Source organism: Natrinema sp. H-ect4, from assembly GCF_041894845.1.
GTDB lineage: Archaea > Halobacteriota > Halobacteria > Halobacteriales > Natrialbaceae > Natrinema.
Genome location: NZ_JBHDYC010000009.1, coordinates 1 through 13842, shown reverse-complemented (window position 1 = coordinate 13842; position 13842 = coordinate 1). Strand labels below are relative to the sequence as shown.

Below are 13842 nucleotides of genomic sequence, written 5' to 3'. Positions count from 1 at the left end.
AACTATTCGGACGAGACGGGCACTGCGATCGATTAGAAGAGTCCCCGTCCAACCACGACCACCATCACGTTGTTCGCGAACGCGAACAGCCCGATCGCAACGAGGACGCCAAGAAATCCCTCGAGCCCCAGCTGCACGGGCCGTTCCAGTCGTCGCGGAACGGCGCGGGCGCGAGCGAAGAGCACCGAAAACAGGCCGACGACCAGCACGGCGATACCCAGATGAACCGCAACCACGACCGCGAGGTGATGCCCTAACAGCCACGCCATCAGCGGGTTCGTCTCGGACTCGAGGCCGACAGTCGCCGCGGCCGCCACCGAGGTCAGCAGGTCGACGGCCAGCCACAGGAATAGCACGACCGCGACCCAGCCCCAGTACTCCTCGAGTCGTGGCGTCCGGTCCGCGGTACGGTCGCCGCTCATGTCGTCTCCCGGTTTCGGTAGCACGCCGATCAAGGTTGTGGCCCCGATACCGGCCCGGTTCGCGACGTCCGCGATAGCGGTTGCCGCCGGTGATCAGGTGTGTGGAATCCGCCGCAACAGTGAGACGTAGATCCGGCGGCGCGTCAGTAGACATGCAACCGTGACGCCGACCACGACTGCGGCGATCAGACCGATCGCACGTGCGTGTCCCTCGAGGCCGGCGACCGCGGATCCACCCACGTCGAACAGTCCGAGCGACGCTGTAAGCAGGCCGACGATCCCGACGATCGGAAGCGCCAGCGCCGCGAGCGCTCGGACGGCGCTCCCACCGTTGTCCGCCGTGGCTTCCCGTCGGTTGACGAACCGAACATGGGCTCCAACGTGGGTCCCGCGATGACGGTGTTTGAACTCCCGCCACTCGTTCGGCGTCGACGTGTGACAGGTCGTCGAGTAGACGACCACGTCGTCGAACTGGTCGGCAAGCATGTGAAAATCGCGCCGAAACGCCGACCCCAGCTGGTGAGCGATGATGACGCGGACGTCGTCGACGCGAACGTCGGCGGCCGTCGATGCGTCACTCCGCTGCACGTCGGCCGCCGGAAACACCGTCGAGAGTCGCCGCGCGATGGCGTCCCCCTCCGACGGACTGGTCGAATAGGTCCACTCCTCGAGCGCCGCTGCCACTCGTGGCGCTCGAACGATACTGCGATCGCTACTGCCGCTACTCGTCCCCCAATGGCCCCCCATTGTACGGAACCGTTTCTCAGTTGTCTATATATCACTGCCGAACGATTTCTGCCCCGTTTCGTCTCATCAGCGTAGATCGGTTCGGGACGAGACAGCCAGTGCCGGCCCCCGGTTTTAGGGACAGGGTGCGCATTACTGCCGACTATGGGAAATACGTCACTCGCCGAGAAGGCGGCGATCGTCACGGGCGCGAGTTCGGGAATCGGCGCGGCGACCTGTCGCGAACTCGCCGCCGCGGGAGCGAACGTCGTCCTCGCGGCCCGCAGCGAGGGCCGATTGACCGATCTCGCAGCGGACCTCGAGGCGACCCACGACGTCGAGACGCTGGTCGTTCCCACGAACGTTCGCGAGGAGGACGACGTCGACGCGCTTCTCGAGGCGGCCGTCGACCGCTTCGGCGGGATCGACGTGCTGGTGAACAACGCCGGATTGGGCCGCGGGAGCGATGTCGAATCGCTGTCGACCGACGACTACGAGACGATGCAAGAGACCAACGTCGACGGCGTCTTCTACGCGACGCGGGCGGCGATTCCCCACGTCCGCGAGCGCGAGGGGCACCTGATCTTCGTCGCCAGTTTCGCCGGGAAGCACCCGCGGCCGTCCAATCCAGTGTACGCTGCGACGAAGTGGTGGGTCCGGGGCTTCGCCAAGAGCCTCGCGGCCCAGATCGGTGACGACGACGTCGGGATCACGATCGTCAATCCCGCGGAGGTCCGCTCTGAGTTCGGAGCGGCCGACGGCGAGAGTTTCTCCGAGCGGTTCGACGAAGGCGAGGTCACCGAACCCGAGGAGGTCGCCGAAGCGATTCGCTTCGCCGCAAGTCGTGAGGGCTCGAGCGTGAGCGAACTCGATATCAATCGGCGGGACAAGTTCGCGGACACCTTCCATTGACGGGAGCGAAACGGGCAGCCCGAATCCACCGCGCCCCTATAAAACGAGGCTGGGAGTGCCGGGTCGGGACTCACCCGTTCCCGGCCCCCTACCACGAGTATGCGACTCTCAATTCCGCGCGTTCCGGGCGTCTACTTCGACACCGACGGCGAATCGACGGCGAAGACCATCGCGCTGAGCGCCGCCGGCCGACGAGCACCGAAACCGCAGGGCTACGCGCTTCAGGCCCTTCCCTACATCTGGTCGTTCGACGTCGACCTCCGCGAGGTACCGACCGATCATCCGATCCAGTACCTCCATCCGGAGGGCGCACGGAGTCTGGGCGATCTCTCCCGGCAGCGCGGCGTCCGCGAGGTCGGGACCGAACTCGAGTCCGTCTTGCGGTTCGTCTGGTCGGTCAATCAGGAAGTGGAGTCGGCGACGGGACAGTTACTGGGGATGTCCTCGGACGACGACGGCGTCACCATCGAGGTCCAAGACGGGGCCATCAGCGCCGACGGCTCGCCGCTCGAGACCGATGCCTTCGACCTCGAGGACTCCGATATCGACGAATCTGAAACCGTAGAATTCGACGTTCACGAGCCCGACCACGACCGGTTCGATCCCGACGACGAGCTGTGAGTCGCTGGCAGGGACGCTGAGGGATGACTTGGCCGTCCAATAGCCGTGTGAATGAAATAGCGTTTCTGATGGAATTGAGTGTGACAAGGCGCCCTGCTATCGTGGCAACAGGGAATCGCCACACCCTCCCCAGCCGATTCGCTCGCTCCTGGCGTCGCTCGCTCATCCCTCGCGCAGGTCATCGACCGCCCTCACTCTCCTTCGGACGGTCGACAGCGCGCGCCACGGCATGCCTGATGGTCGGTCTGGAGTGAAACGTGGTTACCCTGCACTGTGCAGTCAGTAGCGCCTCCGAATATGAACGAACCGTATAACCCGCTGGCCGCGCTGGATCAACTCGAGACCAAATGCCTCTCCGAGCGTTCAGAGTCGCCTACGACGGCACGGGCTATCACGGCTTCCAGCGCCAGCCCGATGTCCCGACCGTCGAGGATACGATCTTCGACGCGCTCCGTGCACTCGAGGTTCTCGCCCCTGACGCCGACAAACCCGCGGGCTACGCCGCTGCCGGCCGGACCGACGCGGGTGTCTCCGCGCTCGCCCAGACGATCGCACTCGAGACCCCGGACTGGCTCGCACCGCGGGCGCTGAACGCCGAACTTCCCGCGGACGTTCGCGCGTGGGCGGCCGCCGACGCACCGGAGGGGTTCCACGCGACACACCACGCGAATCGTCGAGCGTACACCTATCACCTGTATGCACCGCAAACTCCGCCGTCGAACAACGATACGCCCGATCGCTCTCTCGACGACGAGCGGTTCCGAGCGGCTTGCGAAGCGCTCTCGGGTGCCCACGACGTGTACAACCTGACGCCGGACGACCACAACACCGAGCGCTCGCCGTCGCTCGAGGCGGTCCGAGACGGCGACTATCTACTCGTCACCGTCAGCGCGGACGGCTTCGCCCGCGAACTCGTCCGCCGACTCGTTTCGCTGGCTCGCGATGTCGGTGCCGGCGACGCCCCGATCGCGAAAATCGACCGCGTCCTCGATCCCGACCCGCTGCCCGGCCACGAGGGAATCGCACCCGCGCCGCCGGAGCCGCTCGTGCTGACCGACGTGGACTACCCCAGTCTCGAGTTCGAGACCGACGACGCGGCAGCAGAGAGCGCTCGAGCGGTGTTCGAGCGTCGCCGAATCGACCGGCAGACCGGGGCTCGAGTCGCCGGACAGGTGGCCGACGGGATACGCTGACGGGGAAGTAGTCGAGCGGTGAGCGTTCGGATCACCCGCCCTTGGTTTGCTGTGTACGAGCGTTTTTCACGGGCGCGGACACACGTCGGCGCATGGACCTCTCGCCCGACGAGTACGGCGCCTACTGGCGTGCGTCGATCCGCGTCGCTGCGGGCGTGCTCGTGTGCTTCTTCGGACTCCGTCTCACATCACCACTACGGACCCATCCCGAGGCGGGTGCGTCCATTTTGGGCGTCATCTTGCTCGTCTTACTCGTTCTCGTCGGAACGTACGTCGCGATGCTCGGCGTCGCTCGAGTCGTCCGGACTGCGGTCGACGCGGAAACGTAGGCGTCCGCGAGAGCGTCCGATACCCTTTACCTCCTCCGTTTCAAAATTCGGGATATGAGTTCCGTCCCCGAGCGTTCTGAGGTCGACGAGGCGTACACCTGGGACCTCGAGAGCATCTACGCGATCGACGACGACTGGGAGTCCGCCTACGAAGCGGTCGCCGAACGCGTCGACGACCTCGAGTCCTACGAGGGGCGGGTCACCGACGACGCCGAAACCCTCTTCGAGGCGCTCGAGTTGCGCGACGAGATCATGCGCGAGGTATCGACGGTCGCGGCCTACGCCCGCATGCGCCGCGACGAAGATACGACGAACCAGCAGTACCAGGCGCTGACGGCCCGATCGCAGTCGCTGGCGGCCGACGCCCAGTCTGCCGCCTCCTTCATCGACCCCGAAATCCAGGAGTTGACCCGCGAGGAGTTCGAGTCGATGGTCGACGAGGAGTCCGACCTCGAGACCTACGACCACTACGTCGACGATGTCCTCCGGATGAAACCCCACACGCGCTCGGCCGAGGTCGAGGCGCTGTTGGCTGATCTCGGCGAGGTAATGGGTGCGACGGGCGAAGTTTACAACATGCTCTCGAACGCCGACATGGAGTTCCCGACGGTCGAAGACCCAGAGGGCGAGGCGGTCGAGATCACCCAGAGCAACGTCACGAACCTGCTCAAGCGACCCGACCGCGAGTTCCGACAGCGGGTCTACGAGGGCTACTTCGACGAGTGGGAGTCGGTCCGAAACGCGGTCGCTGCCAGCTACAAGAACAGTGTCAAAGCCGATGTCAAGACCGCTCGAGCGCGCAACTACGACACGGCGCGCGAAGCCGCCCTCGACGGGCCAAACGTTCCCGTCGAGGTCTACGACACGCTCGTCGACACCGTCCACGATAACCTCGACAAGCTCCACCACCACGCCGAACTCAAGGAGCAAGCGCTGGGGGTCGACGACCTGCAGATGTGGGACCTCTACATGCCCCTGACGGGCGACGAGGGCCCGGACCTCGAGTACGAGCAAGCGACCGAGTACGTCGTCGACGCGCTCGCGCCGCTGGGTGAGGCATACCAGTCCCGCGTTGCCGACGGACTCGACTCCCAGTGGGTCGATGTCTACGAGAACGAGGGGAAGCAATCCGGCGCGTACTCGGGGGGAACCTACGACACGCAGCCCTTTATCCTGCTGAACTACCAGCACGACATCTCCTCGATGTACACGCTGGCCCACGAACTCGGTCACTCGATGCACTCCGAACTGACGAAGGAGGAACAGCCCTTCATTTACTCGAACTACGAAATCTTCGTCGCCGAGGTCGCCAGCACGGTCAACGAGGCCCTGCTGACCAATCACCTCCTCGAGACCGTCGACGACCCCGAGTTCCGGAAACACGTCCTCAACGAGTTCCTCGAGCGCGTGCGCTCGACGCTCTACCGCCAGACGCTGTTCGCGGAGTTCGAACACGAGACCCACCGCCTCGAGGAAGCGGGCGAGCCGCTGACCGCCGATCGACTGGACGAGGTCTATCGCGGACTCAAAGAAGAGTACTACGAGCCCGCCGTGATCGACGACCGCATCGCCACCGAGTGGATGCGCATCCCGCACTTCTACCGCGCGTTCTACGTCTACCAGTACTCGACGGGTATCTCCGCCGCGCTCGCGATCGTCGACGACGTCCTCGAGAACGGCCAGTCCGCCGCCGACGACTACCTCGAGTTCCTCCGCCGCGGTTCCCGGGAGTACCCGCTCGAACTCCTGCGGATCGCCGGCGTCGACATGAGCTCCTCGGAACCGATCGATCGCGCGCTCGAGACCTACGGCCAGCGCCTCGAGGAGTTCGAGTCGCTGCTCGAGTGATCGGCGCTGCGCTCTTCCCCGGTGGCTTGCCATAGCCGGGTCGACTGTACTGCCAACCGACAGGAATTCCTCCGGGACCCAAAGGCACATTTACTGTCGCTATCTTAACGGCGTATATCAGGATGTCTCGAAGCCCGTCTATTCCCGACCGACCTCACCGCGATATCGACGCCGACCTCCCCGACGACGAGCGGCTCGAGGCGCTTCGCGGGCACTACGAAGAGCTCGTCGACGTCAACGACAAGCTGTCGGCCCAGCTCGACGACGCCGAGGACCGCCGCGAACGCCTCCGGGAGAAAGTCGACCGCGTCGAACGCGAAAACGAGACGCTGAAGAGCTCGTCACTGTACATCGCCACCGTCGAGGACGTCCTCGACGACGAGCAAGTCATCGTCAAACAGCACGGCAACAACCAGGAGGTGCTCACGGACGTCTCCGCTCGGATCGTCGATAGCGTCGCGCCGGGCGACCGCGTCGCGGTCAACGACTCCTTTGCGATCCAGACGGTGTTGAACACCGAGACCGACGCGCGCGCCCAGTCGATGGAGATCACGGAGAAACCGGAAGTCACCTACGCCGACATCGGCGGTATCGACGAGCAGGTCCGCGAGGTCCGCGAAGCCGTCGAACAGCCCCTCGCCGAGCCCGAACTATTCGACGAGGTCGGGATCGATCCGCCCAGCGGCGTGCTCCTCTACGGGCCGCCGGGAACGGGCAAGACGATGCTCGCCAAGGCCGTCGCCAACGAGACCGACGCCACCTTCATCAAGATGGCCGGCTCGGAGCTCGTCCGCAAGTTCATCGGCGAGGGCTCCCGGCTCGTTCGTGACCTCTTCGAGATGGCCCGCGAGCGCGAACCGGCCATCATCTTCATCGACGAGATCGACGCCATCGCGACTCGTCGCACGGAGTCCAAGACCTCCGGCGACGCCGAGGTCCAGCGGACGATGATGCAACTCCTCTCGGAGATGGACGGCTTCGAGGCTCGCGGTGAGATCCGCATCATCGCCGCCACCAACCGCTTCGATATGCTCGACCGCGCCATCTTGCGTCCCGGCCGGTTCGACCGCCTCATCGAAGTCCCCGAACCCAGCGAGGAGGGCCGCGAGCAGATCCTCGCAATCCACACCCGCGGAATGAACGTCGCCGACGACATCGACTTCGCCGACCTGGCAGCCGACACCGACGGCTACTCCGGTGCAGATATCGAGAGTCTCGCCACCGAGGCCGGCATGTTTGCCATCCGCAACGACCGCAACGAGGTCACCCACCAGGACTTCGCGGACGCCCTCGAGAAGATCGAGGAAGACGACTCGAGCGACGTGGTCTCGTCGGCGGGCTATTTCTACCAATAAGCACGAAGTTTTGCTCTGCGGGCGCGGCGGAGCCGCGCCCTCGGCAAAAATTCGATTAAAAGCACTCCTCCTTCCCCGCCGCTCACTTCGTTCGCTCCGGGTCAGTCGTCGGCCCGCTCGTTCGCTTCGCTCACTCGCGGTGAGTGTCGATGAGTTGCCTGCCCTCCCCCGACTCGCAGAGCCCTCGGTTCTTCGGGCTCCGCTCGCGGCCACTGAACCGATCCGTTTCCGCATCGGGACTGGATCGCAACGCCTTACGCCGCTCGTCCCCGAAAGCGAATATGAGCACGATTCGAGTCGTCTGGGGGGCCGCGTCGGCTCCCACGGCGATGGCCTCCTACGACGCGGCCCTCGCCGAGGCCGGCGTCGAGAACTACAATCTCGTCTCGGTCTCGTCCGTTATTCCCGCCGAGACCCGCGTCGAGGCCGTCGGCACCGCCCCCGACCTCGGCCCCGCCGGCGAGCGCCTGACCGTCGTCGAGGCTCGAGCCACCACTGCTGGCCCCGGTCGCGTGAGCGCGGCGCTGGCCTGGGTGCAATCGGTCGACGACGGCCCGGGCCTGTTCTACGAGACCGCGGGCGAGATGGATCGCGAAACCGTCGAACGCCGGGTTCGCGAGGGACTGGCCGCGGGACAGGAACTTCGCGACTGGCAGTTCGCAGACCCGCGGGCGGCCGTCGAGAGTCGGCAGGCCGATTCGGGTCGGTACACGACGGCGGTCGTCCTCGCAGTATACGGCGACAGCGAGCCGATCCTCTCGGATTGACCGAAGGCGAACCCTTTTGACCCGGCGGCGCATTGCTACGGGTACACACTTCTCATGAACGGAAATACGCCGTACGCAGGGCTACCGGGCGAGACTGGTGCTGGGCAGCGTGCAGCGGCGGACGTTCCGGACCTCTCGAGCGCACAGAAACGACTGCTCCACCGCGACGTTTCGCGGATCGCGGCCCGTACACGCGAGTTCCTTCCCAACGAATACGTCGTCGACGCCGACGTCTCGACCGGGATGACCGGCCCGCAGGTCACCGTCGCCGTCCGACCGCCGGTCGGTCACGCGGTCAGTGCCGGCTTCACGCCCGACCTCGAGGAGGCGGCCCCCGAGGAAGTCATCACCGCGGACGAACGCGACGAAGTCGCCCGCGGGCTGGCCGCGAGCGCGGCACTGCAGGTGAAACAGGCGATCAGCAACAACGTGCGGCCGACCGGGAAATAGCCGGCCCCGACATCGAGGGGCCGCGCTCGATCGGTTCGTCCCTCGGGACGGGGCACACTTCGCTTTTCAACGCGTTGGCTCGATCAATAGCGCAGTTGCTCGAACTCGAGCGGCGACCCGGTCCGTCGCGAGCGACGAACACAGGTCGAGCGTGAGATCCGGCTCACGCTCGGGTCCGTCGGGAACCGGTCGCTGATGCGTGAGACATCCGGGTCGCGAATCGGTCTGCGTCTCGGCTGTGATCGGCTCGAGGAGCAGACGGTGCGGACCGACGGAACCGAACGCGGCGTCCGACGGTACATCTTTGCGGTGCTCGTCGGGGCCGGAAACTGAATCGCGGACGGAAAACTGAATCGGGAACGAACCGCACTTTGAACGGGCTGTGGAGATCTAATCAGCGGGTGAACGTTCGGTCGATCGACCGAGCGAGTCAGCTGGTACGCCTCACTGGGTACTCGTCGGAGACTGTGCGGCGGTGTCCGGCTGAATCTCCTCGAGTTCGTCCTGTTTCTCCTCGGCTTCTTCGGCTTCGGCCTCCGCCTCGGCCTCTCGTTCTGCCTTCTCTTCGGCTTCCTTTTTCTCCTTGATCTTCTTCAGGCGGAACGTCTCCTCGCGTTCCTGTTCCTCGAGTTTCTGCTCGATGTACTCCTGATTGTCGTACAGTTCCGGCAGGAGCTTGAACTCGAGGGCGTTGACGCGGCGCTTGGTGGTCTCGATCTCGCGAAGCATCTTCTTCATCGCCGTCTCGACCTCGGCGGCGAGGATGATGCTCTCGAGGAGGTCCTCGTAGGCCTCGGCGGCCTCGTCGATACGGGCGGAGGTGCCCATGATCCCGTAGCCTCGCTGGTCGAGACTCTTCGTGACTTTGGAGGATTCGATCTGGGGCACGACGACGCCCATGATGTTCTTCGATTCGGTGGTGATCTCGGGGTGTTCCTGTAGCGCCGCCGCGGCACCGCGGACCGCGACGTCGCCTTCCATCGCCCGGGCCATGTTGATCTTCTTCTGGGCGGCCTCGTAGTCCTGTGCGAGCTCGCCGCGGACGTCCTGGGCCTTGTCCAGAATGTCCATGAACTCCATGATCAGCCCGTCGCGTTTCTTCTCGAGCGTGCCGTGGCCCCGCTCGGAGAGCTCGATGCGATCCTCGATCGCCATCAAGTTCTTGCGGGTGGGCTTGACGTCGTTGGCCATCTTGTGGGGGGCTAGCTCCCCCAGCCGGATAACTGTTTACAGTTTTCCGCGCACCGTTCGCCGCCGAACGGCGGGAACTCGACCTCGAGGGTCGGGCTACCCGAGAAACAGATCGACCATGTCGCCCGATGACTGGCCCTTGTAGAGTTCCGAATAGCCGCAACTCGTACAGCTCACGACGTGAAACCGACGGTTCTGAACGTCGAGGAGCTTCGAGAGGCCGCTCCCGGTCGTCGAAATTTTGTCGATCTCCGTCTCCGTGTGGCCACACTTCGGACAGCCGCGATCGTTGTCTCGCATACGTGCTCTATTCGTATCAGCTCACAAATCTTTTGTGCTCGGACTCTCGAGTATCGACCGAGAAATGGCTGTCACCGTCGTGATCCTGCTCCTCGTCTCCCTCGCGATCTCGCTCGTCCTGTGGCTGGCGATCAGTCGGGAAACGTCGGATCCGACCGTCGTGGATCGGCGGGAAGCGGAACGGATCGCGAAAGACCGCGGTGGCCGAGAGCCGTCGCGTTCGGCCCGCGACCGGAGTCGCTCGGTCGACAGCCGTCGCACGGCTGCCGACGGCCGTGTTCGCGACGACGAGCAGGATCGATCCGCTGGATTCGATCGGAGCGAGCGCGACGAATGACCCTTGTTTCTTTTCGATGGGGTCTCGCGACACCGCCTACTCGAGGATGTGGACCCGCTGTTCGTCGATCGAGAGCGGGATCGATTCGCCGATCCGATAGCCGTCGATCCCGTCGGCATGCAGTGTCACGGTCGTGTCGTCGGGCAGCGTCGCCGTGAGCCGGGTTCGGTCTCCGAGATATGTCACGTCGGTCACTTTGGCCTCGATCGGTCCCTCGCCGAGTTCGAAGGCGGCGGGCCGGGCCGCGACTTGCACCGAGCCGTCCGTCTCGGCCGCCACGGGCAGTTCGGTAAAGCCCAGATCGACGTGGCCGTTCTCGGCGACCCCCGCTAGGAGGGACGAACTCCCGACGAAGTTCGCGACGAAGGGGTTGGCGGGTCGGCGGTAGATCTCCGCGGGCGGGCCCACCTGCTCGAGCGTGCCGTCCGCCAGCACCGCGATCCGATCGCACATGGCCATCGCCTCCTCCTGATCGTGGGTGACGTAGAGCGCGGTCACCTCGAGATCGGCCAGCAGGTCGCCGATCTCGTCGCGCAGTCGGGTCTTGAGTTCGGCGTCTAGCCCCGTCATCGGTTCGTCGAGCAGGAGGACGTGTGGTTCGATCGCGAGCGCCCGCGCGAGGCCGACCCGCTGTTGCTGGCCGCCCGATAGCGTCGTGGGCCGCCGGTCGGCCAGCTCGGCGATGTCGAGCATCGCGAGCAGTTCGTCGGCCCGCTCGCGGCGCTCGGCCTCTGGGACACCCTGCATCTTCGGCCCGAACGCGACGTTCTCGCGGACGGTCATGGTGTCGAACAGGGCGTAGGACTGGAAGACCAGCCCGACGTTGCGCTCTTCGGGCGGGACGTGGGTGACGTCGACCCCGTCGAACAGCACCCGGCCGTGGGTCGGCGTCTCGAAGCCGGCGATGGTCCGCAGCGTCGTCGTCTTCCCGCAGCCCGAGGGGCCGACGACCCCGAGGATCTCGCCGTCCCGGATCGTCAGATCGACCCCGTCGACGGCCACCTCGTCGCCGTAGGCCTTCGTGAGCGACTCGAGGGTGACGTCGCTCACGGGCGCTCACCATCCTCGAGCGCGCTTCGGTCGATCGGTGTGCGAGCGATTCGACGCCGTACTCCGTTCGTAGTGTGTCTCATTGGTGTGCGGTCGAGAACCCCCGTTTGCCGAGCAGTTGCAGGACGACGATCGCGGCCACGACGATCAGGAAGTAGACGGACACCGCCGCCGCCGACTGCAGGTACGAGGCGTTGGTCGCGATGTTGCGATAGAGAAACATCGCGAACGGATCGGGGCTGCCGCTGGCGACCTTGTGCGTGAAGTTGAACTCCGCGGCCGCGAGCGTCCAGGTGATGATCGCGCCGGCGACGATCCCGCGTCTCGCCTGAGGGACGATGACGGTGAGGACGGTTCGGGGCCACGAGGCCCCGAGCGATCGGGCGCTCTCCTCGAGCCGGACCAGATCCATCGATTGGAACGAGCTCTGGACGGTCAACACCATGTAGGGCGATTTGAGCAGACAGTAGCCGGCGAGCAGTCCCAGCGACGACCGACCGTGTTCGGGGTAGGTCTGGATGAAGGCGATCCCGAGGATCAGCCCCGGCACGAGCGGCAAGATCGCGAACGTGTTGATCCAGTCCCGGGCGTAGAAGTCGTATCTCGCGAGCGCGTACGCGATCGGGACGCCGATCAGGACGTTCAGGACCATTCCGCCCGTCGCGATCAGGAGGCTGTAGGTCAGCCCCGGGATCGCGTTCTGTCGGACGCCGTAATCGCCGAATCCGAGTACCTTCCGCCAGTGATCGAACGTGACGAACCCCGTGGGCAGGACGCCGCTGCCGCTCTCCGCGAACGAGGAGACGAACGCGACGAGTACCGGAATCGTCAGGAACGCGGTCACGACGGCGACGACGCCGGCGACGATTGGACGACCGAGCAGCGTCGAGAGGGCCCTGCCGGACCGCGACCACCGGCGGTTCTGTGACGCCGTTACCGATCCGCCGTCGGGACGAGTCGTCGACGCGGCGTCCGAGTTCCCGGTTGCGGTCGAGCCGCCGTCCGCTCGCGGTGACGCGTCCCCGGTCATCTCAGACCTCCACCGCGTCGTCGTCGACGAACCGCAGCCCGACGAACGTGAACGCGACGATAAAGACCACGTAGACGAGCCCGATCGTGGCCGCCACGTCGGGGGCGTACGAGCCGACGCTGATCTCGTTGTGTATTTGCAGCGTGATCACCTTGTGACTCTGGAGGATGAGTACCGTCCCGAAGATCGCGAGGCCGGAGCGGAAGGTGAGGATCGCGGCGGCGGCGATGCCGGGCCTGATCTCGGGGAGCGTCACGTGATAGAACGTCTCCCAGCGGCTGGCACCGAGCGTGCGGGCCGCCTCCTCGGCCTGCGCATTGACCTCCGCGTAGGTGCCCCGAAGCACCATCGTCGCCCGCGGCAACAGCGAGTAGACGTAGCCCAGAAAGAGGCCGGTGATCGCCGTCGCGCTCGCGAGATCGAACGCGCTCGCACCGGTCACGGTCGCGATCGCGTTGGTGACCACTCCCTGGTTGCCGAGCAGGACCGTGATGAGGTAGGCGACGACGATCCCCGGTAGCGCGATCGGAAACGACACCGCCGCGACGACGACACGCTCCGCCGGCAAGTCGTACTTCTCGAGGGCGTGTGCGACGGCGACCCCGAGTGCGACGCTGACTCCCGTCGCCAGCCCGACGAACCACAGCGTGTTCCAGGCGATCCGCCAGTACGCCGGGGTCGTCGCGAGCGTCTCCCAGGCCTCGAGCGACCACCCTTCCATCCAGATCGTGTCCTCCGCGAAGCTGATCCGGACGAGCATCGCCAGCGGGACGAACCCCGCCACGATCGCGAGCGCGAAGAAGGGGAGACAGAGGACCGCGATCCGCCGGCGCTCGCGCTCGCGTTCGGTCGTCGGACGGGCGGTCGTCGACGCCAGCGACGCGACTCGACGGACCGACGCCGTCGCCGATTTCCGGACTGACATCCGCGATCACTGGGCTCCCTGCAGCGGCGTCCGGTCGACGAGCTCCTCCTGAATGCCCTCCTGATTTTCGACGAGCGTCTCCTGATCGACGGTAAAGCCCGCCGCCTCGTAGGACGACTGGTCCGGGAACTCGTCGGGCTGGTCGAGCTCATTCGCCCGGATCGGGCGGACGTAGGCGTCGAAGAACAGCTCCTGGCACTCCTCGGTCAGGACGTAGTCCATGAACAGCTTTGCCGCCTCGGGGTTGGGCGCGTTCCGCAAGAGGGCGTAGCCGTAGGGGACGTTCATCGCGCCGGGCTCGCCGTCGGGCCCCTCGAGGATCGCGACCTCGATCTGGTCCTCGTCGAACTCGTCGTTGTTGTACTTGAGGTTCAGCCCGGTGTAAT

18 protein-coding genes are annotated in these 13842 nt (G+C 65.5%); 10 read left to right on the top strand and 8 right to left on the bottom strand.

Annotation, left to right across the window (positions count from 1 at the left end):
* Positions 1-32: 32 nt before the first annotated feature.
* Positions 33-422, bottom strand: a complete 390-nt coding sequence (locus tag ACEWFR_RS12635) for a hypothetical protein (protein WP_374061368.1) — start codon at positions 420-422, stop codon at positions 33-35.
* A 93-nt stretch (positions 423-515) separates the two neighbouring features.
* Positions 516-1169 (bottom strand): hypothetical protein, encoded by a 654-nt coding sequence (locus ACEWFR_RS12630; protein ID WP_374061367.1) that lies wholly within the window; start codon positions 1167-1169, stop codon positions 516-518.
* 144 nt (positions 1170-1313) lie between these two features.
* On the opposite strand from ACEWFR_RS12630, the gene ACEWFR_RS12625 reads away from it, so the two are divergent.
* The 9 genes from ACEWFR_RS12625 (at position 1314) to ACEWFR_RS12585 (ending at position 8956) form a co-directional block, all read left to right on the top strand.
* Entirely contained in the window at positions 1314-2060 is a 747-nt protein-coding gene (locus ACEWFR_RS12625) for an SDR family oxidoreductase (RefSeq protein WP_374061366.1), read from the top strand.
* 99 nt (positions 2061-2159) lie between these two features.
* Positions 2160-2681: a hypothetical protein gene (locus ACEWFR_RS12620; RefSeq protein ID WP_374061365.1), complete on the top strand. Its 522-nt coding sequence runs from the start codon at positions 2160-2162 to the stop codon at positions 2679-2681.
* A 347-nt stretch (positions 2682-3028) separates the two neighbouring features.
* Positions 3029-3874, top strand: a complete 846-nt coding sequence (truA, locus tag ACEWFR_RS12615; RefSeq protein WP_374061364.1) for a tRNA pseudouridine(38-40) synthase TruA — start codon at positions 3029-3031, stop codon at positions 3872-3874.
* A gap of 92 nt (positions 3875-3966) precedes the next feature.
* Positions 3967-4203: a hypothetical protein gene (locus ACEWFR_RS12610; RefSeq protein ID WP_374061363.1), complete on the top strand. Its 237-nt coding sequence runs from the start codon at positions 3967-3969 to the stop codon at positions 4201-4203.
* Positions 4204-4257: 54 nt separating this feature from the next.
* On the top strand, positions 4258-6051 hold the full coding sequence (pepF, locus tag ACEWFR_RS12605) for an oligoendopeptidase F (protein ID WP_374061362.1): 1794 nt from the start codon (positions 4258-4260) through the stop codon (positions 6049-6051).
* Positions 6052-6173: 122 nt separating this feature from the next.
* Positions 6174-7406 (top strand): proteasome-activating nucleotidase, encoded by a 1233-nt coding sequence (locus tag ACEWFR_RS12600; protein WP_374061361.1) that lies wholly within the window; start codon positions 6174-6176, stop codon positions 7404-7406.
* 281 nt (positions 7407-7687) lie between these two features.
* Positions 7688-8173, top strand: coding sequence for a pyruvoyl-dependent arginine decarboxylase (locus ACEWFR_RS12595; RefSeq protein ID WP_374061360.1), 486 nt, complete (start codon positions 7688-7690; stop codon positions 8171-8173).
* 54 nt (positions 8174-8227) lie between these two features.
* Positions 8228-8623 carry a DUF5811 family protein gene (locus ACEWFR_RS12590; protein ID WP_098725374.1) on the top strand — a complete coding sequence of 132 codons (396 nt, stop codon included), beginning with the start codon at positions 8228-8230 and terminating at the stop codon, positions 8621-8623.
* 195 nt (positions 8624-8818) lie between these two features.
* Complete coding sequence (locus ACEWFR_RS12585) at positions 8819-8956, top strand: hypothetical protein (protein ID WP_374061359.1); 138 nt, start codon at positions 8819-8821, stop codon at positions 8954-8956.
* Positions 8957-9067: 111 nt separating this feature from the next.
* Here ACEWFR_RS12585 and ACEWFR_RS12580 read toward each other — a convergent pair whose 3' ends face one another.
* Complete coding sequence (locus ACEWFR_RS12580) at positions 9068-9814, bottom strand: V-type ATP synthase subunit D (protein WP_098725375.1); 747 nt, start codon at positions 9812-9814, stop codon at positions 9068-9070.
* A 96-nt stretch (positions 9815-9910) separates the two neighbouring features.
* Positions 9911-10114 (bottom strand): zinc ribbon domain-containing protein, encoded by a 204-nt coding sequence (locus tag ACEWFR_RS12575; protein ID WP_374061358.1) that lies wholly within the window; start codon positions 10112-10114, stop codon positions 9911-9913.
* Positions 10115-10178: 64 nt separating this feature from the next.
* On the opposite strand from ACEWFR_RS12575, the gene ACEWFR_RS12570 reads away from it, so the two are divergent.
* Positions 10179-10451, top strand: a complete 273-nt coding sequence (locus tag ACEWFR_RS12570) for a hypothetical protein (protein ID WP_374061357.1) — start codon at positions 10179-10181, stop codon at positions 10449-10451.
* Positions 10452-10487: 36 nt separating this feature from the next.
* On the opposite strand, the gene ACEWFR_RS12565 is transcribed toward ACEWFR_RS12570, so the two are convergent.
* The 4 genes from ACEWFR_RS12565 to ACEWFR_RS12550 all read right to left on the bottom strand — a co-directional run.
* Positions 10488-11501, bottom strand: coding sequence for an ABC transporter ATP-binding protein (locus tag ACEWFR_RS12565; protein ID WP_374061356.1), 1014 nt, complete (start codon positions 11499-11501; stop codon positions 10488-10490).
* Positions 11502-11580: 79 nt separating this feature from the next.
* Entirely contained in the window at positions 11581-12531 is a 951-nt protein-coding gene (locus ACEWFR_RS12560) for an ABC transporter permease (RefSeq protein ID WP_374061355.1), read from the bottom strand.
* Between the two features lies 1 nt (position 12532).
* Positions 12533-13456 carry an ABC transporter permease gene (locus ACEWFR_RS12555; protein ID WP_374061354.1) on the bottom strand — a complete coding sequence of 308 codons (924 nt, stop codon included), beginning with the start codon at positions 13454-13456 and terminating at the stop codon, positions 12533-12535.
* Positions 13457-13462: 6 nt separating this feature from the next.
* Positions 13463-13842: extracellular solute-binding protein (locus ACEWFR_RS12550; RefSeq protein WP_374061353.1), on the bottom strand; the 380-nt coding region annotated here is incomplete at its 5' end.

Bases quoted from the DNA above. Each gene is read 5' to 3' on its own strand.
- ACEWFR_RS12635 (WP_374061368.1), bottom strand. From the start codon at position 422: ATGAGCGGCGACCGTACCGCGGACCGGACGCCACGACTCGAGGAGTAC.
- ACEWFR_RS12630 (WP_374061367.1), bottom strand. From the start codon at position 1,169: ATGGGGGGCCATTGGGGGACGAGTAGCGGCAGTAGCGATCGCAGTATC.
- ACEWFR_RS12625 (WP_374061366.1), top strand. From the start codon at position 1,314: ATGGGAAATACGTCACTCGCCGAGAAGGCGGCGATCGTCACGGGCGCG.
- ACEWFR_RS12620 (WP_374061365.1), top strand. From the start codon at position 2,160: ATGCGACTCTCAATTCCGCGCGTTCCGGGCGTCTACTTCGACACCGAC.
- truA (WP_374061364.1), top strand. From the start codon at position 3,029: ATGCCTCTCCGAGCGTTCAGAGTCGCCTACGACGGCACGGGCTATCAC.
- ACEWFR_RS12610 (WP_374061363.1), top strand. From the start codon at position 3,967: ATGGACCTCTCGCCCGACGAGTACGGCGCCTACTGGCGTGCGTCGATC.
- pepF (WP_374061362.1), top strand. From the start codon at position 4,258: ATGAGTTCCGTCCCCGAGCGTTCTGAGGTCGACGAGGCGTACACCTGG.
- ACEWFR_RS12600 (WP_374061361.1), top strand. From the start codon at position 6,174: ATGTCTCGAAGCCCGTCTATTCCCGACCGACCTCACCGCGATATCGAC.
- ACEWFR_RS12595 (WP_374061360.1), top strand. From the start codon at position 7,688: ATGAGCACGATTCGAGTCGTCTGGGGGGCCGCGTCGGCTCCCACGGCG.
- ACEWFR_RS12590 (WP_098725374.1), top strand. From the start codon at position 8,228: ATGAACGGAAATACGCCGTACGCAGGGCTACCGGGCGAGACTGGTGCT.
- ACEWFR_RS12585 (WP_374061359.1), top strand. From the start codon at position 8,819: ATGCGTGAGACATCCGGGTCGCGAATCGGTCTGCGTCTCGGCTGTGAT.
- ACEWFR_RS12580 (WP_098725375.1), bottom strand. From the start codon at position 9,814: ATGGCCAACGACGTCAAGCCCACCCGCAAGAACTTGATGGCGATCGAG.
- ACEWFR_RS12575 (WP_374061358.1), bottom strand. From the start codon at position 10,114: ATGCGAGACAACGATCGCGGCTGTCCGAAGTGTGGCCACACGGAGACG.
- ACEWFR_RS12570 (WP_374061357.1), top strand. From the start codon at position 10,179: ATGGCTGTCACCGTCGTGATCCTGCTCCTCGTCTCCCTCGCGATCTCG.
- ACEWFR_RS12560 (WP_374061355.1), bottom strand. From the start codon at position 12,531: ATGACCGGGGACGCGTCACCGCGAGCGGACGGCGGCTCGACCGCAACC.
- ACEWFR_RS12555 (WP_374061354.1), bottom strand. From the start codon at position 13,456: ATGTCAGTCCGGAAATCGGCGACGGCGTCGGTCCGTCGAGTCGCGTCG.